The organism is Pseudomonas sp. R4-35-07 (assembly GCF_003852235.1).
Taxonomy (GTDB): domain Bacteria; phylum Pseudomonadota; class Gammaproteobacteria; order Pseudomonadales; family Pseudomonadaceae; genus Aquipseudomonas.
The window spans coordinates 1350031-1367533 of the sequence record NZ_CP027732.1 but is presented as its reverse complement, the minus strand read 5'-3'; the positions used below and the strand labels follow the sequence as shown (position 1 = coordinate 1367533).

Genomic DNA, 17503 nt, shown 5'->3' with positions numbered 1-17503 from the left:
GCTTAGCGACACATCCACCAGCGGCCCATATCCAGATGGAAGTGGTTACGGTGCGCGGCGTTATAGTCGGGGCTCAACACCCCATTGAAAGCGTGGCACGCGCCGTCACGCACCTGACGTAAAAATCGCGCGTCAGCGCCCTGCCCCGGCCAGTCCTTGAGCACACTGATACGGCGCCCATCAGCCAGGCGAAACCCGGCGATATCCAATGCATTGGCCGACGCGTGCTGGCTGAGTCGGCCTTCGGCGCGGTTGTAGACATTGCGACAGGCAAAACTGCCCAGGTGATCGACTCGCGTCACCGCCTGGCCATAGATCGCCTGAGCCGCCGGTTGCAGGCTGTGGCGCTCGAACAAGGCAAACGCTACCGCCAGTGGGCAACTGGCCAGGAAGCTGCTGCTCAAGCCAACCTCTGCGCCCTGTACCCTCAACGTGTTGCGCAGGGGGCACGCGGCGTCGGCGCGCGAGTCGGCCTGATGGCTCACCCGCAACCCCGAGGTTTTCAACACCTGGTCGCACAGCGCGGGATCATCCTGCAGCCGTCCCAGTTTGTAGCGCGTCAACAGGTTCGGACTGGCGCGCACATCCAGCGGCGCCCATGGGTTCCATTCATGCGGCACCGCCACCCAGCCGCGCCATACGCCTACGGCCAGCGCGCCGCCGAGCACCAGCAACGCGCCCATCCACCTGATCGACCGCACCGCTTAGCCCTTGAAGAATCGATTGGCCTGGTCGAACGGCATCTTGCGCTCGGTAAAGGTAAAGGTGCCCAACCCGTAGATTTCCTGCGCCGCCCGATAGAACTCGCCATAGGCCGCCAGGGCCAGGGCCGAGCCCACGCTGATACGCCGCACGCCCAGTTCGCTCAGCTGCGCGACGCTGAGGTTCAGGCCACCGGACATCAATACATTCACCGGTTTGGGCGCGACGGCCTTGACCACCGCCAGCACCTCTTCGGCACTGCGCAGGCCCGGCGCATACAGCACATCGGCGCCCGCTTCGGCGTAGGCTTGCAGGCGGCGAATGGTGTCGGGCAAGTCCGGGCGACCATGCAGGAAGTTTTCTGCACGAGCCGTCAGCGTGAAGGGAAACCCCAGACTGCGGGCGGCAGCGACGGCGGCCTCGATGCGCTCGACGGCGAGGTCGAAGGGGTAGATCGGATCGACGGCAACCCCGGTGGCGTCTTCGATGGAGCCGCCGACGATACCGGTGGCTGCAGCTCGCAGGATGGTCTGGGCACAGCCTTCGGGGGTGTCGCTGAAGCCGTTTTCCAAGTCAGCGGCGACTGGCAGCGAAGTCGCCCGGACAATGGCTCCGGCATTGCCCAGGGTGTCTTCCAGCGACAGCGCGCCTTCCGCATCCGGCCGTCCCAGGCTGAACGCAAAGCCCGCGCTGGTGGTTGCCAAGGCTTCGAAGCCCAGGCTGGCAAGCATGATGGCGGAGCCGGCGTCCCACGGATTGGGCATGACAAAGGCACGGTCGCGCGCGTGCAGGGCTTTGAAGGTTTCGGCGCGAAGGGTTTGGGCATCCATGACTGACTCCTGGCGGGAAAGAAGCCCTAGAGTAACCCCAGTTGTTCCGCGACGGGTTCTCGATGCAAGGTTGGCAGCGGCGCGAGCCCTGGCAATCGCACCATCAACTGGTCGTGGAAACGCAAGGCCAATTGCGCGGCGAGGCGGTTGTCCGAGGTGTGCAGGAACATATAGGGGGTACGCCCCTCTTCGATCCAGCTGGCGATCTTTTCGACCCAGGGCATCAGGAACGGATCGTTGGCTTCAAGCTCGGGATGCCCGATAAAGCGCACTTGCGGAAACAGCGTCAGGGCCGCCGGGCGCGGAGGCACCCTGGGCTTTTTCGATTGGGCATGCAGGACGGCCGCCGAGGTGGAGGTGCAACTGAACAGCGCGCGCGGATCGAGACAGACGCGTTCGACACCGCGATCGCGCAGCAGGCGGTTAAGCCTGCGCTCGGCCTCGCCTCGGGCGAAGAACTCCTCGTGGCGGACTTCAACGGCCAGTGGGCGATCGATGCCATCGAGGAATCCGGCCAGCTCACCGAGGCGCTGCGGGGTAAAAGCCTTCGACAGTTGCAGCCACAGCGGCGAAACGCGCTCGCCCAAGGGGCTCATCAAGCCGACGAAGCTTTCCGCCGCTGGCAATTGCTCGCGCAAGTCACCGGCATGGCTGATATCACCTGGGAATTTGGCGGTGAAGCGAAAGTGCTCGGGCATGATCTCGGCCCAGCGCTGCACCGTGGCGACCGAGGGGCGCGCGTAAAACGTGGTGTTGCCTTCAACCGCGTTGAAGACTTGGGAATAGAGTGCCAGGTAATCATTGGCGCGCGCATCGGCGGGATACAGATATTCTCGCCAGGCGTTTTCACTCCAGGACGGGCAGCCGATGTAGTAAGGCAGACGCATCAGATGTGGATATCGAGACCCAGCACTTCCATATCCCATTCGACAAAGCCGGCGGTGGTCAGGTAGCTGGCCAGGGCAGTGGCAACGCTTTTGCTCATGGAGCGGGGGAAGACCATGTCTTGCTGACGGGCGGGAAGACCGCTGATGCGGGCTTGGGTGCTGGGCTGCGCGTCGGAGTGGACTTCAATGAAGTCTGGCGAGTCCTCTACGGAGTCGTCCACAGTAACGTTAGCCTTACGCGGCTTACGTTTGATTGGGTACGACTGTGAGGAAAAGCCATCAATACGCATGGGCGCGAACTCGCTATCAGTAATGGCATTTTAGTGGCGCGATCCGTAGCGCGCAAATGCTCTGGTGATAACTAGAACACATAATTTGAAAAAGGTTTAAAACCCGGTGCAAATTCTGACGATTGGCGATATTTGCGTAGGTTTACCGCAATTCTGGCGTCAAATAATCCCTCGCTCTGCCTTGGTCTGTGCGACTTTATCGCGCAGGTAAACCGGCGCCGCCAGATCCGCCGCAATCGCCTCGCCGCGCTCGAAAGCAAAGCGCGCGAGGGTCAGCAGGTCTTCGGCATGGGGCAGCATCGTAGCGTCCAGACCCGCAAGCTGCACTCCCATACGCTCGCCATAGCCCCAGCCAGTCCCGGCACCGAACCAGTCGCCGCTGGCATCATCGGGCAGTACCGATGACTCCGGCGCTTGCACGGCTTCCACGCCGATCAGGCGCATTTCACCGGCGCTCTCGCGGTAGCAGCCCCAATAGACTTCATCCATGCGCGCATCAATCGCCGCCGCCACTTGCGTGGCGCCATGCTCACGCAGCGCACGTTGGGCCAGTACCGCGAGGTTGGAGACCGGCAATACCGGACGCTCCAACGCGAACGCCAGGCCCTGCACCACGCCAATGGCAATCCGCACGCCGGTAAACGCGCCGGGGCCACGGCCGAACGCGATGGCATCCACGGCGGCCAGGCTGGTACCGGCGTCTTCCAGCAGTTGCTTGATCATGGGCAGCAGCTTCTGCGCGTGCAGCCGCGGGATCACCTCGTAGTGGCTCGTTACCTTGCCGTCGTGCAGCAAGGCCACGGAGCAAGCTTCAGTCGCGGTGTCCAGGGCCAGCAGGGTGCTCATGGGTGTGGGTGTCCAAGTCGAAAAAAGTGCGCCAGTATAAACAACAACGGCCCGCAAGCGGGCCGTTGTGAATGCAGCCGATCAACCCATCAGCTCAGTGCTTGCAGCACCTTGGCAGTGATCGCTTCCACGGAGCCGACGCCAGGAATATGGCTGTATTTCGGCTTGCCCTGTTTAGCGGACAGCTGCTGGTAGAAGTCCACCAGCGGCTTGGTCTGGGAATGGTAGACCGACAGGCGATGACGTACGGTTTCTTCGGTGTCGTCTTTACGCTGCACCAGGTCTTCACCGGTGACATCGTCCTTGCCGGCCACTTTCGGCGGGTTGTAGACGATGTGATACACGCGGCCCGAGCCTTCGTGAACGCGCCGACCGGCGATACGCTGGACGATTTCTTCGTCTTCAACGGCGATCTCGACCACCGCGTCCAACTCGACGCCCGCTTTCACCAGCGCTTCAGCCTGGGGAATGGTGCGCGGGAAGCCGTCGAACAGGAAACCGTTCTTGCAGTCTTCCTGGCTGATGCGTTCCTTGACCAGGTTGATGATCAGGTCATCGGAGACCAGGCCGCCGCTGTCCATCACGCTCTTGGCGATCAGGCCCAGCTCGGTGCCGGCCTTGACGGCAGCGCGCAGCATGTCGCCGGTGGAGATTTGTGGAATGCCGAATTTTTCAGTGATGAACTTTGCCTGAGTACCTTTACCGGCCCCGGGAGCTCCCAGCAGAATGACGCGCATCGATGTGCTCCTCAATTTTTTATAGAGATGACGCTCGGATTCGCCGCGTGGGGCCAATCTCGTAAAAATGTGGTTCCAGGCCGATCAAACGGCCAAAGGCTGATCAAGATACACAGCAGGCCCTTACCACACAAGCCGCCAAAAGTAGGAGAAACCCGCGCCAGGCATGCGTCAGCCAAAGGCGCAACCGTGCCCCTCAAACAACGACCGCCCGTTTCAGGGCGGTCGTCGCGGTTGATTCGCAAGCCGTTGAGAACAGGCGAAAAACCTCAACCGGTGTTGCGCAAACCGGCGGCAATACCGGCGACGGACACCAGCAGCGCCTGTTCCAGAGGGCTGTCTTGCGCCGCTTCGCGTTGGCGCGAGCGAGCAAGCAATTCGGCCTGCAGCAGGTGCAAGGGGTCGAGGTAGGTGTTACGCAGGCGGATGAACTCCAGGGTGTCCGGACTGTGGGCCAATAGCTGCGACTGGCCAGTCAGGCCTAGCACCACGTGACATGCCTGCGACAATAGGTCGCGTAAGTGCGCACCCAATGGCAGCAAGTCGGGCTGCACCAGGCGCTCATCATAGAGGCGGGCGATATCGGCGTCGGCCTTGGCCAGCACCATTTCCAGCATATCAATGCGCGTGCGGAAGAACGGCCACTGCTCGCGCATCTGCCCCAGCAACTCACCCTCGCCGCGCTCCAGGGCTTTGCTCAATGCCGCTTCCCAGCCGAGCCAGGCGGGCAGCATCAGGCGAGTCTGGGTCCAGCCGAAGATCCAGGGAATCGCGCGCAGGCTTTCAATACCGCCGGCGCGCCGCTTCGCGGGGCGACTGCCGAGCGGCAAACGCCCCAATTCCTGCTCCGGCGTGGACTGGCGGAAATACTCGACGAATTGCGGATTTTCCCGCACCACCGCGCGGTAGGCGCTGACGCCGTCGGCGGCCAATTCGTCCATCAGATGACGCCAGGCCGGCTCCGGTGGCGGCGGTGGCAACAGCGTGGCTTCGAGTACCGCCGCCAAGTAGAGGTTGAGGTTCTGTTCGGCAATATCCGGCAGGCCAAACTTGAAGCGGATCATCTCGCCCTGTTCGGTGGTGCGGAACCGCCCCGCCACCGAGCCCGGTGGCTGCGACAGGATCGCCGCATGCGCCGGGCCACCGCCACGGCCGACGGTGCCACCGCGACCGTGGAACAACAGCAATTCCACTTGTTGCTCGCGGCAGATATCCACCAGCCGTTCCTGTGCCCGGTACTGCGCCCAAGCGGCGGCGGTGGTGCCGGCGTCCTTGGCCGAGTCCGAATAGCCGATCATCACTTCCTGCGGGCCATGCAACCGCGCGCGATAGCCCGGCAGTTGCAACAGTCGCTCCATCACCGGCCCGGCGTTATCCAGGTCGGCCAGGGTCTCGAACAGCGGCACGACGCGCATGGGCCGCTGTACGCCCGACTCTTTGAGCAGCAACTGCACCGCCAGCACATCCGATGCGGCGCCGGCCATGGAAATCACATAGGAGCCCAGCGATGCAGCCGGTGCAGCGGCGATTTCGCGGCAGGTGTTCAACACCTCAGCGGTATCCGCCGACGGTTTGAAATAACCTGGCAGCAGTGGTCGGCGATTGTTCAGCTCTTTGCTCAGGAAGTTGATGCGCGTTTCTTCGTCCCAGTCTTCATAGCGACCCAAGCCGAGGTAGTCGGTGATTTCGGTCATGGCCGACGAGTGACGCGTGGAATCCTGGCGCACATCCAGGCGGACCAGGAACAGGCCGAAAGTGACAGCGCGGCGCAGGCAGTCGAGCAACGGACCATCGGCAATCACGCCCATGCCGCACTCATGCAGCGACTGATAGCACAGCTCCAAGGGGCCGAGCAGGTCGCGATTGTCCTGCAACACCTGCGCCGGTGCCGGTGCAGGGCCACTCAACGCGGAATGAGCCCACTGGCGCGTGGCGCGCAGGCGTTCGCGCAGTTGCTTGAGCAAGGCACGGTAAGGCTCGACGCTGTCCCCCACCTGAGCCAGCAACGCCGGGCTGGCCTGTTGCATGGACAGCTCGGAGGCGAGCTGATCGATATCGCGCAGATACAAATCCGCGGCCATCCAGCGCGCCAGCAACAGCACTTCGCGAGTGACCGGCGCCGTGACATTCGGGTTGCCGTCACGGTCGCCGCCCATCCACGAGGCAAATCGAATTGGCGCGGCCTCAAGCGGCAGACGCAAACCGGTGGCGGCGTGCAAGGCCTGGTCGGCCTTGCGCAAATAATTGGGAATGGCCTGCCACAACGAATGCTCGATGACCGCAAAGCCCCATTTGGCTTCATCCACCGGCGTGGGCCGGACGCGGCGGATTTCTTCGGTGTGCCAGGCCTCGGCGATCAGGCGTTGCAAGCGTTCGCGGATCTGCTCGCGCTCGGCGCTGGTGAGGTCACGGTGATCCTGCAGCGCCAGTTGCGCGGCAATCGCGTCATATTTCTGGATCAGCGTGCGGCGCGCGACTTCGGTGGGGTGGGCGGTGAGGACCAACTCGATCTCCAGCCGCGCCAATTGGCGGGCCAGGGATTCGTCACTGTGGCCTTCGCGTTGCAGGCGGGCCAGCAACTCCGGCAGCACACGGGACTCGAAGGGCGCCGGCTGCGATTCATCGCGCCGATGAATCAACTGGTACTGCTCGGCAATGTTGGCCAGGTTGAGGAACTGGTTGAAGGCCCGCGCTACAGGCAGCAGTTCATCTTCCTGCAGCTGATTCAGGCTCGCGCTGAGCTCAGCGCCCGCGCCGCGCCGGTCAGCCTTGGCGCCTTTACGGATCTGCTCGATCTTGTCGAGAAACGCATCGCCGTATTGCTCTCGAATGGTGTTGCCCAACAGTTCACCCAGCAGGTGAACATCCTCACGCAAGCGTGCATCGATATCACTCATCAGCCAATCTCCAGCCAGAAATCCGGGACGCGCAGGTGTTCCAGAGTGCCGTCGGCGGCGCTTTCTGACAAGACACTTTAAACCTTGCGGCTTGCAGCTAGTCTCAAGGTTAAGTCGCCGGGTCATCCACACCGGTGGCTGGTCACTCATTATTGAGGTTGCCATGAAAATTCGAGACCTGCCCCAGCATTGGGAAGAAACCGCCAAGGGTCGACTGACCCAAACCCAATACGCGATTCATCTGGACGTAGAAGCCGCCGCGCGGCTGGCCGCCCTTGCCGAAATGTACCCCAAGCGCCACACCGAAGAACTGCTTGGCGAACTGATCGGCGCCGCCCTCGAAGAGCTGGAAGCCAGCTTTCCCTACGTCAAGGGCCAGCAGGTGATTGCCACCGATGAAGAAGGCGACCCGCTGTATGAAGACGTCGGGCCCACGCCGCGTTTTCTGACGTTGTCGCGCCGCTATCTGCATGATTTGTCAGCGAGTGCTGACGAACCGCAGCACTGATCCTCCCTTATTTAAACTGATTCAACCGCTGTATTCCGGGCCTTTCAGCGGCCCGGCGTACCGCTTCGCGGGGTGAAAGTTCCAAATTTCTGATGCTGACCATTCAGTCAGATATTTTTTTAGGCAAATCGCCATCTCCGCTGAACTTTTGAAAAAAGCATCCGGTCACAGCCAGTAAGCCATCACTTGGAACGCTCGTTTGAACTGGCGTCATGTGCTTAACCGCCGGGCCCGCAAACGAACGCCAGGATGGATTTTTCAGGAGTTATCCAATGGAGTTGAAGACGATGAAGACCAGCACTGCCAAATCCTCGTTTAACCACCTGCGCGGGCTCAAATTGGCCGCGCTGGCAATCGGCACCAGCTTCGTTCTGGCTGGCTGTGCCGGTAACCCGCCGACCGAGCAATACGCAGTGACCCAATCTGCGGTCAACAGCGCGGTCAGCGCCGGCGGTACCGAGTTTGCAGCCGTGGAAATGAAGTCGGCCCAGGACAAGCTCAAAGAAGCCGAAATCGCCATGCACGACAAGAACTACGACAAAGCGCGTCAGTTGGCTGAACAAGCCGAGTGGGACGCTCGCGTTGCTGAGCGTAAAGCCCAGGCTGCCAAGGCTGAGCAAGCGGTGAAGGACTCCCAGAAAGCAGTTGACGAGTTGCGTAAGGAAGGCATGCGCCCGGCTGCTATCCAGCAGAAGTAAGCCGCTGCCCCTTGACTGCATCGCACCTGATATCGAATTGAAAGGACGACACGACTATGCGTAAACAATTGATGATCCCTGCCCTGTTGGCGATGAGCGTTGCCTTGGCAGCCTGCTCCACCCCGCCGAACGCAAATCTGGAAAACGCACGGACCAATTTCACGGCCCTGCAAACCAACCCGCAGGCTACCAAGCTCGCAGCGCTGGAAACCAAAGACGCCAGCGAGTGGCTGGATAAGGCAGACAAGGCCTACCGCGACAAGGAAGACGAGAAGAAAGTCGACCAGTTGGCTTACCTGACCAACCAGCGTGTAGAAGTGGCCAAAGACACTATTTCTCTGCGTGAGTCCGAAGCCAAGCTGAAAAACGCTGGCGACGAACGTGCCCGCGCCCTGCTGGACGCTCGTGACGCGCAGATCAAGCAATTGCAAGACAGCTTGAACGCCAAGCAAACCGATCGCGGCACCCTGGTGACCTTTGGTGACGTACTGTTCGCCACCAACAAGTCCGACCTTAAGTCCAGCGGCCTGGTGAATATCACCAAGCTGGCTCAGTTCCTGCGCGACAATCCGGACCGTAAAGTGATCGTCGAAGGCTACACCGACAGCACCGGTTCCGACTCGTACAACCAGAGCCTGTCCGAGCGCCGTGCGGCTTCCGTGCAACGTGCACTGGCACAGCAAGGCGTGGATATCTCGCGCATCGTGACCCAGGGCTACGGCAAGGAATACCCGGTTGCCGACAACGGCAGCGTATCGGGCCGTGCAATGAACCGCCGCGTTGAAGTGACCATCTCCAACGACAACCAACCGGTCAAGCCACGTTCTTCCGTAGCTAACTGATTGGTTTAAGCGGCATGAAAAAACCCACCTTACGGTGGGTTTTTTTTGGGTTCGTCAAACTGGATGGTGCGGTGAGTATCGTCGGCAGGCATTTCGATTTTGGGGCCATAAGCATTTTGCGACAGCTTATCCATCAGTTGCTTGAGTTCATCGTCCTCAGCGTCTCGCCGCTCCAGCTTCTGATGCTCCCTGGCCATGTCCAACATGTTGCGTATTGCAGCAATGGTTATCGCCACATTCTAGGCCCCGCTTTGTGTAGTTTCATCGCTGTCTGTGGCATCTGACGCGATACGGTTCCAGGTATTCGCGTCAACAACGAAACCGGTCGCTTGATGCAACCTGAAAAACCGCCAATGAAGGCGGTTTTCCAGAGACACCCATCAGTAGTCGACGGAGCCTGTACCTTGCGATGGCGGAGACTGGATCTGGCCCTGGCCTTGGCCGTCGCTTTGTCCTCCGCTTTGGCCATCTTGTGCGCCTTGACCACCCTGCGCACCGCCAGCTTTCTGGGCGAGTAGTTTCTTCAGTAGCTCCTCCAATGCCGTGGGAGAGCCTTCGCCACCCGCACCGCCACTTCCCTGGTTTTCCTGAGAACCTTTGGATTTAAGCTCCTGGAGCTGATTCTTTACATCTTGAATCTGTTGGTCGAGCCCCTGCTGCGAGCCCCCCTGGCGATTGCCGGTATTGCCGACACCGCCCAGGCCACCCATGTTTGCACCACCCGATACGCCGTTGATTCCCGCCATAAACGCTCACTCCAACCAATGAATAAAATAGGCTGATCAGCAGCGCCAATCAGTCCATATCTGTGGTGGGAGCGTCAGGATGGTTCCGCTCAGCGGGGCGGACTGACAGGTGACAAATCCATAATCTGTAGAGATAACGGCACTTTCCCACGGCGGGGAAGCCGGCTGTCACTACTGCAGTTGTGGGGTTTCCTGCCCCATGCAACGCACTGCCTGCTTCTTGTTATTCACCAGCACGCCACTCAGGCCTTTCTGGTCGGTGTCGAACATCACCAATACGCCATCAATGCACTGCGCCACTTGAGCGGCAGGGGTCAACGAGATTTTGTAGTCCTCACCCGGCACGGTCTTGAGCATCGTGAAATCGCTGAGCAACAGCGCATCCTCCGGCTTGGCGAAGTGCAGGTAGCCGTAGTACCACAGGCAACCGACAGTACCGATGATGGTGCCGATGCCAGTGAGAATCAGCGGGATCATGTTGCGCTCTTCACTCATTGCGGGCTCTCTGATGGGTCAGCTTCAGGTAGGGGATAATTCGGGATTTCGCCGAGACGACGCAGGCCGTTGAAGTGCAGCGGGTCATCCAGGTAACGCAGCATCACGGTTTGCCAGGTCTTGTCGGCAAATGTCTGCACATGCCCACCTCGCGTCAGTTGCAGCACCCTGGGTGCAGGCGCTGCCTGGTACAGGCGGATACCGTTGGACAAGGGCACGATCGGATCATCCAGGCTGTGAAACAGCAGCTTGGGCACGCCGGTCAGTTGGGGCATGGCGTTGATCGCGCTGTCGGCGTCGGGCACCAGCCAAGACAGGGGTAACTGGAACGGCCATGTTAACCAGGACGTGCTCAGGGCGAATTGTCCTACGTCACGATAACTGGCGGGCACGCCATCCAATACCAGGGCCTTGAGCCGGGACTGGCGCTCGGGGTGGGCCGCAAGATAATGCACGGCCAACGCACCGCCCAGGCTCTGGCCAAGGACGATCAGCGGCTGGCTGCGGACTTCGGGCGCCTGATCGAGCCAACTGAACGCGGCGTCCACATCCTGATAAATCGCCGGCAATGACGGCTTGCCTTCGGAGAGCCCATAGCCGCGATAGTCGAGCAACAGCACTTGGTAGCCCTGCTCCGGCAACCACCAACTCCCGCCCAGGTGCCAGGCCAGATTGCCGCCATTGCCGTGCAGGTGCAGCACCGTGCCTTTGAGTGGCACGCCGGGCTTGGCGGGTAGCCACCAGGCGTGCAGATTTACGCCGTCGGCAGTGGTGAGGGTGACGTCGCGGTACGCAAGGTGGGCTTTTTGCGGCGTGAACGGCAGGCCGGGCTCCGGGTAGAACAGCAGGGAGCTGCAGCCGTTCAATGTGAGTAGCAGGCAAAGAATGCCGAGGATTCTCATCCGTTGAAGCCTCGTGGGTGAGTTGAAAATAGCCAGCATCCTTACAGGATATTGGAGTAGTCCGCCTCGATGCGGTCCAGGCTCAAATGGTTGAGGAAGTTGGAGAAGCACATCCACGCCGCCAGTGCGTTCATGTCGCGGAACTGTTCGGGCAGGTATTTGGGCGGCACTACCAGGCCTTCATCGACCAGTTGGCGCAAGGTGCGCATATCTTCAAGCGTGGTCTTGCCGCAGAACAACAACGGCACTTGTTCCAACTTGCCCTTGCGCACGGCCAGCTGGATGTAGTTGTAGACCATGATAAAGCCCTTGAGGTAGGACAGATCCTTGGTAAACGGCAAGCCAGTGGGCACCGAGCCACGGAACACGCGACTGGCGTTGCCGTAGCTTTCAGCCATTTCAAAGCCTTGCTCGCGGAAGAATTCGAACACCTGCAGGAAGTCGGCGCCCTCCTCCACCATATGAATGGCGCGGGTGCGGTTGGTCAGTTTGCGCAGCCGGCTGGGGTAGGAGGCGAACGTGATGATCTCCATCAGGATCGCCAGGCCTTCCTGGGTCACGGTGGATGAGGGTGGGCCCTTGGACAGGAACGTGCAGATCGGCTGGTTCTGGCCATTGAGAGTGGTGCCCACATGCACCAGGCCTTCGTGCACTTCCAGGGCGCGCACGTCACGGTCGTTGAACATCGCGTCGGCGCGGATCTTGATGTAGTCGGCGCCCGCCGCCGCGTCGGCGACGATGCCATCGGATTCGAACACGCGGATGGTTTCTTCGGCCTCGCCGAACACTTTGTTCAAGCGCGTTTGCAGCAAGGCGACGGCGTCCTTGGCGGTCAAGGTCTTGGCTTCGTCCTTGAGGTCGCCACGGCCGTCGATATTGTTCAGGTAGTCCGAGAGCATCAGGCCCAGATCGGCCAGGGTCGGGTCACCGGCGTGGAAGGCGTCGGACGCGGCGCCGTAGAGTTCCTGGGAAATCAGGCCGAAATCCTCGGTGCCACGGGCTTCGAGCATACGCACGACCATGCGGTACTCCCGGCACATACGGCGCATGATCTGCCCTACCGGGCTGAACTGGCCGAGGCGGCGGGTGATGTCGCGCTCGATGTTCTGAAATTCCAGCTTGACCGCACTGGAGTCGAACGACAACGGGCGGTTCAGGTAGTAATCGCGATCCACGGCGGGCATGGCCTTGCCCTTGGCCTTGAGAAAGCCCTGGCGAATATTCTCGTCCCACTTCACGGCGTCGAGGACGCGGATCGGCGTTTGCGCCAGCACAATGCGATCGGACAAGGTGCGTATCGTCTGCTGGTAATCGTCCACCCGGTGCTTCCTCTTTAAACGTGGCCTTGCTGGTATCAGACCGAAGCCAATACCAGGTGCATGTAACGCTTGAGTATCTCCAGCATCTCGTCACCGGTCAGAGGCTCTGCGCCGCCCAACAAGCCCTGATATTCCATCCGACTGATAATCGCCGTCAACACCTTGGCATCCTGTTGCGGCTCGCGCGAGCCCAATACCTGGAAAAACTGCCCGGTACCCTGCAACAGGATCTGCTGGTGGGAGCGTACCAGTTCGGCCAGGCGCGGATTCAACAAGGCTTCCTGGCGGAAGGCCTGCTCGGCCATCAGGTATTCACGGCGGTTGGCCAGTTGGCGCTGCACGTAGTCGGCGGTCAGCCGCGCAATGTCATCGGCCAGCTGCGAACGCGACGCCGGGCTGCCATCGCCGTACGCGACCATCTCGCGCAGCAGGCCTTCGTTGCGCACCCACAGCTTGCCCATGAAGGCAGCGCTGCGCTCGACGTATTGGGCGAAGGTATCGGTGAGCAGGTCATCGATGTCTTTGAAATAGTACGTGGTCGCCGACAACGGTACGCCGGCCTCCGCCGCCACGGCCCGGTGGCGCACGGCACGGACCCCATCGCGGACCACGATGCGCATGGCCGCATCGAGAATGTCTTGCCGGCGTTGTTCACTGCCCCGGCGGCTGGCCTTGCGGCCTTGGTACTGGACGCTTTCAGCCACGGCAGCGGCAATGCCGGCGGCGCCTTCTTGAGCCATTACGCGGTTCACCACACACATCCTTGAATAGAACAAAACCTGGCGCTGTTTGCTTGACGCGAGTACACGCCACATAAAAAAGCCGCCTTATAAAAGGCGGCTTCGGATTTCGCTACGGTTACGCTTGTGGCCGCATGTGCGGGAACAGGATCACATCGCGGATCGACGGCGAGTTGGTCAACAGCATCACCAGGCGGTCGATGCCGATACCTTCACCGGCGGTTGGCGGCATGCCGTATTCCAGCGCACGTACGAAGTCGGCATCGTAGTGCATGGCTTCGTCGTCGCCGGCGTCCTTGTCGGCCACCTGGGCCATGAAGCGCTCGGCCTGATCTTCCGCGTCGTTCAGCTCGGAATAGGCGTTGGCGATTTCGCGGCCACCGATGAACAGCTCGAAACGGTCGGTGACGTTCGGGTTGTCATCGTTGCGACGGGCCAGCGGCGACACTTCGAACGGGTACTGGGTAATGAAGTGCGGCTGTTCCAGCTTGTGCTCCACCAGCTCTTCGAAAATCATCACCTGCAGTTTGCCCAGGCCTTCGAAGCCCAGCACCTTGGCGCCGGCTTTCTTGGCAATGGCACGGGCCTTGTCGATGTCGTTCAGATCATCGGCGGTCAGCTCAGGGTTGTACTTGAGGATCGAGTCGAACACCGACAGGCGCACGAACGGCTCGCCGAAGTGGAAGACCTTGTCGCCGTACGGAACGTCGGTACTGCCCAGCACCAGCTGCGCCAGCTCGCGGAACAGTTCTTCGGTGAGGTCCATGTTGTCTTCGTAGTCGGCGTAAGCCTGGTAGAACTCCAACATGGTGAATTCAGGGTTGTGCCGGGTCGAGACGCCTTCGTTACGGAAGTTGCGGTTGATTTCGAAGACTTTTTCGAAACCGCCAACCACCAGGCGCTTGAGGTACAGCTCCGGCGCGATACGCAGGAACATTGGCAGGTCCAGCGCATTGTGGTGGGTTTCGAACGGCTTGGCTGCGGCACCACCGGGGATGGTCTGCAGCATCGGCGTTTCCACTTCGAGGAAGTCACGCTGCATCAGGAAGCTGCGGATGTGGGCGATGACTTGCGAACGCACGCGGAAGGTCTGGCGCACGTCTTCGTTGACGATCAGGTCAACGTAGCGCTGGCGGTAGCGCTGCTCGGTGTCGGTCAGGCCGTGGTGCTTGTCCGGCAGCGGGCGCAGCGACTTGGTCAGCAGGCGGACGCTGGTCATTTCGACATACAGGTCGCCCTTGCCGGAACGGGCCAGGGTGCCTTCGGCTGCGATGATGTCGCCCATGTCCCAGGTTTTCACCGAGGCCAGGGTTTCTTCGGAAAGGGTCTTGCGGTTGACGTAGACCTGGATACGCCCGGTCATGTCCTGGATCACCATGAACGAGCCACGGTTGAGCATGATGCGACCCGCCACCTTGACCGGGATCGCCGCTTCTGCCAGCTCTTCCTTGGTCTTGTCCGCGTACTGCTTCTGCAACGCATCGCAGTAGTTTTCGCGGCGGAAGTCGTTGGGGAAGGCGTTACCCTTGGCGCGCTCGGCAGCAAGCTTTTCCTTGCGCAGGGCGATCAGGGAGTTTTCTTCCTGTTGCAGGGCTTGCGGGTCGAGTTGTTGGTCGCTCATGTCTTTTGAAATTCCATCACAAATACGTTTTCCCCAGCCTTCGGCTGGGGATCGCGAGGCAAGGACTAGGCGTCCCCCCCGCTCCTACAGGGTTCTTTAGAGGCCCGATTTCAGGCTGGCTTCCAGGTATTCGTCGATATCACCGTCGAGCACCTTGTCGCAGTCGCTGCGTTCGATGTTAGTGCGCAAATCCTTGATCCGCGACGCATCAAGCACATAGGAGCGGATCTGGTGACCCCAACCGATGTCCGACTTGGTGTCTTCCAGTGCTTGAGAAGCGGCGTTGCGCTTCTGCATTTCCTGCTCGTACAACTTGGCCCGCAACATTTTCATGGCGGTGTCCTTGTTCGCGTGCTGGGAACGCTCGTTCTGGCAACTGACCACGGTGTTGGTCGGTACGTGGGTGATACGGACGGCCGAGTCGGTGGTGTTTACGTGCTGGCCACCGGCACCGGAGGAGCGGTAGGTGTCGATACGCAGGTCGGCCGGGTTGATCTCGATTTCCACCTTGTCATCGATCTCTGGCGAGACGAAAACAGCGGAAAACGAGGTATGGCGACGGTTGCCGGAGTCGAACGGGCTCTTGCGCACAAGGCGGTGCACGCCGATCTCGGTACGCAGCCAGCCAAAGGCGTATTCACCCTTGATGTGCACGGTGGCGCCCTTGATGCCCGCCACTTCACCGGCGGACAGTTCCATGATGGTCGCGTCGAAACCGCGCTTGTCGGCCCAGCGCAGGTACATGCGCAGCAGGATGTTGGCCCAGTCCTGGGCCTCGGTGCCGCCGGAACCGGCCTGGATGTCCAGGTAGGCGTTGTTCGGGTCCATTTCGTGGCTGAACATGCGGCGGAATTCAAGCTTGGCGAGGTTTTCCTCGAGACGGGCAAGCTCGGCGACGACATCGCCCACTGCGCCTTCGTCATCTTCTTCGACGGCCATGTCCAGCAGGTCGCGGCAGTCGGCCAGGCCGGTGTTCAGCTCGTCGAGCGTGTCGACGATCTGCGCCAGCGCAGCGCGCTCGCGGCCCAGTTCCTGGGCATATTCAGGTTTGTTCCAGACACTCGGATCTTCAAGCTCGCGATTGACTTCAGTCAGACGCTCATGCTTTTGATCGTAGTCAAAGATACCCCCGAATAGTTTCGGAGCGCTCGGACAGGTCCTTGATGGTGTTCAGGATCGGGTTGATTTCCATGGCGGGCAGCACTCGTTGGCGAACTTTTGAAAGCCGGCGAGTATAACGGCAAACGCTTGGAAACGGCAGTCCGCCTGGCCGAAAAGGCAGGGATTTGTACACAATCCCAAGCCCTATGAAGATCCAAATGTGGGAGGGGGCTTGCCCCCGATGGCAGTCTGTCAGTCAGTTAATCCTGAGCTGACACACCGCCATCGGGGGCAAGCCCCCTCCCACATTTGGCTCTGAGCCGGCCTAGAGTTATTCGATGCCGACCTGATTGCGCCCATTATTCTTTGCCATGTACAACCCCTTGTCCGCCGCCATGATCAACTGGCGGCAATCGGTGCCTTGCACCGGGGTCAGGGTCGACAAGCCAATGCTGATGGTCAGGCTCGCGCCTTCAGCCGGCGCGATATGCGGGATGTTCAGCGCGGCCACCGCCATGCGCAGTTTTTCCGCGACCAGCCGCGCACCGCCCGGCGAGGTGTTGGGCAGCACCAGGGCGAATTCTTCACCGCCGTAGCGCGCCGGCAAGTCCGAAGGGCGGCTGCTGGCGTCGCGGATGGCTTCGGCGACTTTGCGCAGGGCTTCGTCGCCTTCGACGTGACCGAAGCTGTCGTTGTAGGTCTTGAAGAAGTCCACGTCGATCATCAACAAGGAGAGTTGGGTCTGGTCGCGCATGGCACGGCGCCATTCCAGTTCCAGGTATTCGTCGAAGTGACGGCGATTGGACAGTCCGGTCAAACCGTCGGAGTTCATCAGCCGTTGCAGCACCAGGTTGGTGTCCAGCAACTGTTGCTGGCTGACCCGCAGCGCGCGGTAAGCCGCGTCCCGCTGCAACAGGGTCATGTAGGAGCGCGAGTGATAACGGATGCGCGCCACCAGTTCGATATTGTCCGGCAGCTTGACCAGGTAATCGTTGGCGCCCGCCGCAAACGCTGCGCTCTTGATCAGCGGGTCCTCTTTGGTGGAGAGCACAATGATCGGGATATTCGCCGTGGCCGGGTGATTGCGGTATTCGCGCACCAGGGTCAGGCCGTCGAGGCCGGGCATGACCAAGTCTTGCAGAATCACCGTCGGCTTGATGCGAATCGCCTGGGAGATCGCCTGGTGCGGGTCGGCGCAAAAGTGGAAGTCGATGTTTTCTTCATGGGCCAAGCCGCGCCGCACGGCTTCGCCAATCATGGCCTGGTCGTCGACCAGCAGCACCATGGCGGCGTTTTCGTCGGTCTTGAAGTCGTCGAGCTGTAAATCAATCATGTGCAGTCA

Annotated in this window: 19 protein-coding genes; 3 read left to right on the top strand and 16 right to left on the bottom strand. The window is 60.8% G+C overall.

Annotation, left to right across the window (positions count from 1 at the left end; genetic code table 11):
* Nucleotides 1-2 precede the first annotated feature (2 nt).
* The 7 genes from C4J89_RS06155 to ppc form a co-directional block, all read right to left on the bottom strand.
* Nucleotides 3-683 carry an extensin family protein gene (locus C4J89_RS06155; protein ID WP_124416003.1) on the bottom strand — a complete coding sequence of 227 codons (681 nt, stop codon included), beginning with the start codon at nucleotides 681-683 and terminating at the stop codon, nucleotides 3-5.
* 21 nt (nucleotides 684-704) lie between these two features.
* Nucleotides 705-1532 (bottom strand): oxaloacetate decarboxylase, encoded by an 828-nt coding sequence (locus C4J89_RS06150; protein WP_124361586.1) that lies wholly within the window; start codon nucleotides 1530-1532, stop codon nucleotides 705-707.
* A 26-nt stretch (nucleotides 1533-1558) separates the two neighbouring features.
* On the bottom strand, nucleotides 1559-2419 hold the full coding sequence (locus C4J89_RS06145) for a DUF72 domain-containing protein (protein ID WP_124413998.1): 861 nt from the start codon (nucleotides 2417-2419) through the stop codon (nucleotides 1559-1561).
* Nucleotides 2419-2709 (bottom strand): hypothetical protein, encoded by a 291-nt coding sequence (locus C4J89_RS06140; protein WP_124361584.1) that lies wholly within the window; start codon nucleotides 2707-2709, stop codon nucleotides 2419-2421. The genes C4J89_RS06145 and C4J89_RS06140 overlap by 1 nt, the downstream gene beginning before the upstream one ends.
* A 159-nt stretch (nucleotides 2710-2868) precedes the next feature.
* Nucleotides 2869-3555 (bottom strand): tRNA (adenosine(37)-N6)-threonylcarbamoyltransferase complex dimerization subunit type 1 TsaB, encoded by a 687-nt coding sequence (tsaB, locus tag C4J89_RS06135; protein ID WP_124413997.1) that lies wholly within the window; start codon nucleotides 3553-3555, stop codon nucleotides 2869-2871.
* An 89-nt stretch (nucleotides 3556-3644) separates the two neighbouring features.
* Nucleotides 3645-4292, bottom strand: coding sequence for an adenylate kinase (gene adk, locus C4J89_RS06130; protein ID WP_124361582.1), 648 nt, complete (start codon nucleotides 4290-4292; stop codon nucleotides 3645-3647).
* A gap of 269 nt (nucleotides 4293-4561) precedes the next feature.
* Nucleotides 4562-7189 (bottom strand): phosphoenolpyruvate carboxylase, encoded by a 2628-nt coding sequence (gene ppc, locus C4J89_RS06125; protein ID WP_124413996.1) that lies wholly within the window; start codon nucleotides 7187-7189, stop codon nucleotides 4562-4564.
* A gap of 163 nt (nucleotides 7190-7352) precedes the next feature.
* Here ppc and C4J89_RS06120 point away from each other — a divergent pair, with 163 nt between their 5' ends.
* The 3 genes from C4J89_RS06120 to C4J89_RS06110 all read left to right on the top strand — a co-directional run bounded on the left by C4J89_RS06120 (nucleotide 7353) and on the right by C4J89_RS06110 (nucleotide 9237).
* The gene (locus C4J89_RS06120) at nucleotides 7353-7697 is read left to right on the top strand and encodes a pilin assembly protein (protein WP_124366088.1); all 345 of its coding nucleotides are present in this window, start codon (nucleotides 7353-7355) and stop codon (nucleotides 7695-7697) included.
* Nucleotides 7698-7969: 272 nt separating this feature from the next.
* On the top strand, nucleotides 7970-8395 hold the full coding sequence (locus C4J89_RS06115) for a DUF4398 domain-containing protein (RefSeq protein ID WP_124361579.1): 426 nt from the start codon (nucleotides 7970-7972) through the stop codon (nucleotides 8393-8395).
* Between the two features lie 56 nt (nucleotides 8396-8451).
* Nucleotides 8452-9237, top strand: a complete 786-nt coding sequence (locus C4J89_RS06110; RefSeq protein WP_104501912.1) for an OmpA family protein — start codon at nucleotides 8452-8454, stop codon at nucleotides 9235-9237.
* A gap of 29 nt (nucleotides 9238-9266) precedes the next feature.
* Here the strand turns inward: C4J89_RS06110 and C4J89_RS06105 are convergent, their stop codons facing one another.
* The 9 genes from C4J89_RS06105 to C4J89_RS06065 form a co-directional block, all read right to left on the bottom strand.
* The gene (locus C4J89_RS06105; protein WP_124361578.1) at nucleotides 9267-9473 is read right to left on the bottom strand and encodes a hypothetical protein; all 207 of its coding nucleotides are present in this window, start codon (nucleotides 9471-9473) and stop codon (nucleotides 9267-9269) included.
* Between the two features lie 144 nt (nucleotides 9474-9617).
* The gene (locus C4J89_RS06100) at nucleotides 9618-9983 is read right to left on the bottom strand and encodes a hypothetical protein (protein ID WP_177412821.1); all 366 of its coding nucleotides are present in this window, start codon (nucleotides 9981-9983) and stop codon (nucleotides 9618-9620) included.
* Nucleotides 9984-10154: 171 nt separating this feature from the next.
* A complete protein-coding gene (locus C4J89_RS06095; RefSeq protein WP_124413995.1) occupies nucleotides 10155-10478 on the bottom strand; it encodes a hypothetical protein in 324 nt (107 codons plus the stop codon).
* The gene (locus C4J89_RS06090; RefSeq protein WP_124413994.1) at nucleotides 10475-11380 is read right to left on the bottom strand and encodes an alpha/beta hydrolase; all 906 of its coding nucleotides are present in this window, start codon (nucleotides 11378-11380) and stop codon (nucleotides 10475-10477) included. Before C4J89_RS06090 ends, C4J89_RS06095 begins: the two co-directional genes overlap by 4 nt.
* 41 nt (nucleotides 11381-11421) lie before the next feature.
* The gene (locus tag C4J89_RS06085; protein WP_124361575.1) at nucleotides 11422-12699 is read right to left on the bottom strand and encodes a flavohemoglobin expression-modulating QEGLA motif protein; all 1278 of its coding nucleotides are present in this window, start codon (nucleotides 12697-12699) and stop codon (nucleotides 11422-11424) included.
* A gap of 35 nt (nucleotides 12700-12734) precedes the next feature.
* Complete coding sequence (locus C4J89_RS06080; RefSeq protein WP_124361574.1) at nucleotides 12735-13451, bottom strand: TetR/AcrR family transcriptional regulator; 717 nt, start codon at nucleotides 13449-13451, stop codon at nucleotides 12735-12737.
* A 106-nt stretch (nucleotides 13452-13557) separates the two neighbouring features.
* On the bottom strand, nucleotides 13558-15060 hold the full coding sequence (lysS, locus tag C4J89_RS06075; protein ID WP_124361573.1) for a lysine--tRNA ligase: 1503 nt from the start codon (nucleotides 15058-15060) through the stop codon (nucleotides 13558-13560).
* 96 nt (nucleotides 15061-15156) lie between these two features.
* A protein-coding gene (gene prfB, locus C4J89_RS06070; RefSeq protein WP_100226016.1) for a peptide chain release factor 2 occupies nucleotides 15157-16252 on the bottom strand; the annotation gives its coding sequence in 2 pieces (ribosomal slippage) (nucleotides 15157-16179 and nucleotides 16181-16252; 1095 coding nt in all).
* A 240-nt stretch (nucleotides 16253-16492) separates the two neighbouring features.
* Nucleotides 16493-17494, bottom strand: a complete 1002-nt coding sequence (locus C4J89_RS06065; protein ID WP_124413993.1) for a PleD family two-component system response regulator — start codon at nucleotides 17492-17494, stop codon at nucleotides 16493-16495.
* Nucleotides 17495-17503 lie beyond the last annotated feature (9 nt).

Excerpts from the sequence above, each read along its gene's own strand:
- C4J89_RS06100 (WP_177412821.1), bottom strand. The coding sequence starts at position 9,983 with ATGGCGGGAATCAACGGCGTATCGGGTGGTGCAAACATGGGTGGCCTG.
- C4J89_RS06140 (WP_124361584.1), bottom strand. The coding sequence starts at position 2,709 with ATGCGTATTGATGGCTTTTCCTCACAGTCGTACCCAATCAAACGTAAG.
- C4J89_RS06155 (WP_124416003.1), bottom strand. The coding sequence starts at position 683 with ATGGGCGCGTTGCTGGTGCTCGGCGGCGCGCTGGCCGTAGGCGTATGG.
- C4J89_RS06065 (WP_124413993.1), bottom strand. The coding sequence starts at position 17,494 with ATGATTGATTTACAGCTCGACGACTTCAAGACCGACGAAAACGCCGCC.
- C4J89_RS06095 (WP_124413995.1), bottom strand. The coding sequence starts at position 10,478 with ATGAGTGAAGAGCGCAACATGATCCCGCTGATTCTCACTGGCATCGGC.
- C4J89_RS06145 (WP_124413998.1), bottom strand. The coding sequence starts at position 2,419 with ATGCGTCTGCCTTACTACATCGGCTGCCCGTCCTGGAGTGAAAACGCC.
- lysS (WP_124361573.1), bottom strand. The coding sequence starts at position 15,060 with ATGAGCGACCAACAACTCGACCCGCAAGCCCTGCAACAGGAAGAAAAC.
- C4J89_RS06115 (WP_124361579.1), top strand. The coding sequence starts at position 7,970 with ATGGAGTTGAAGACGATGAAGACCAGCACTGCCAAATCCTCGTTTAAC.
- C4J89_RS06120 (WP_124366088.1), top strand. The coding sequence starts at position 7,353 with ATGAAAATTCGAGACCTGCCCCAGCATTGGGAAGAAACCGCCAAGGGT.
- C4J89_RS06150 (WP_124361586.1), bottom strand. The coding sequence starts at position 1,532 with ATGGATGCCCAAACCCTTCGCGCCGAAACCTTCAAAGCCCTGCACGCG.
- C4J89_RS06090 (WP_124413994.1), bottom strand. The coding sequence starts at position 11,380 with ATGAGAATCCTCGGCATTCTTTGCCTGCTACTCACATTGAACGGCTGC.
- ppc (WP_124413996.1), bottom strand. The coding sequence starts at position 7,189 with ATGAGTGATATCGATGCACGCTTGCGTGAGGATGTTCACCTGCTGGGT.
- C4J89_RS06110 (WP_104501912.1), top strand. The coding sequence starts at position 8,452 with ATGCGTAAACAATTGATGATCCCTGCCCTGTTGGCGATGAGCGTTGCC.
- tsaB (WP_124413997.1), bottom strand. The coding sequence starts at position 3,555 with ATGAGCACCCTGCTGGCCCTGGACACCGCGACTGAAGCTTGCTCCGTG.
- adk (WP_124361582.1), bottom strand. The coding sequence starts at position 4,292 with ATGCGCGTCATTCTGCTGGGAGCTCCCGGGGCCGGTAAAGGTACTCAG.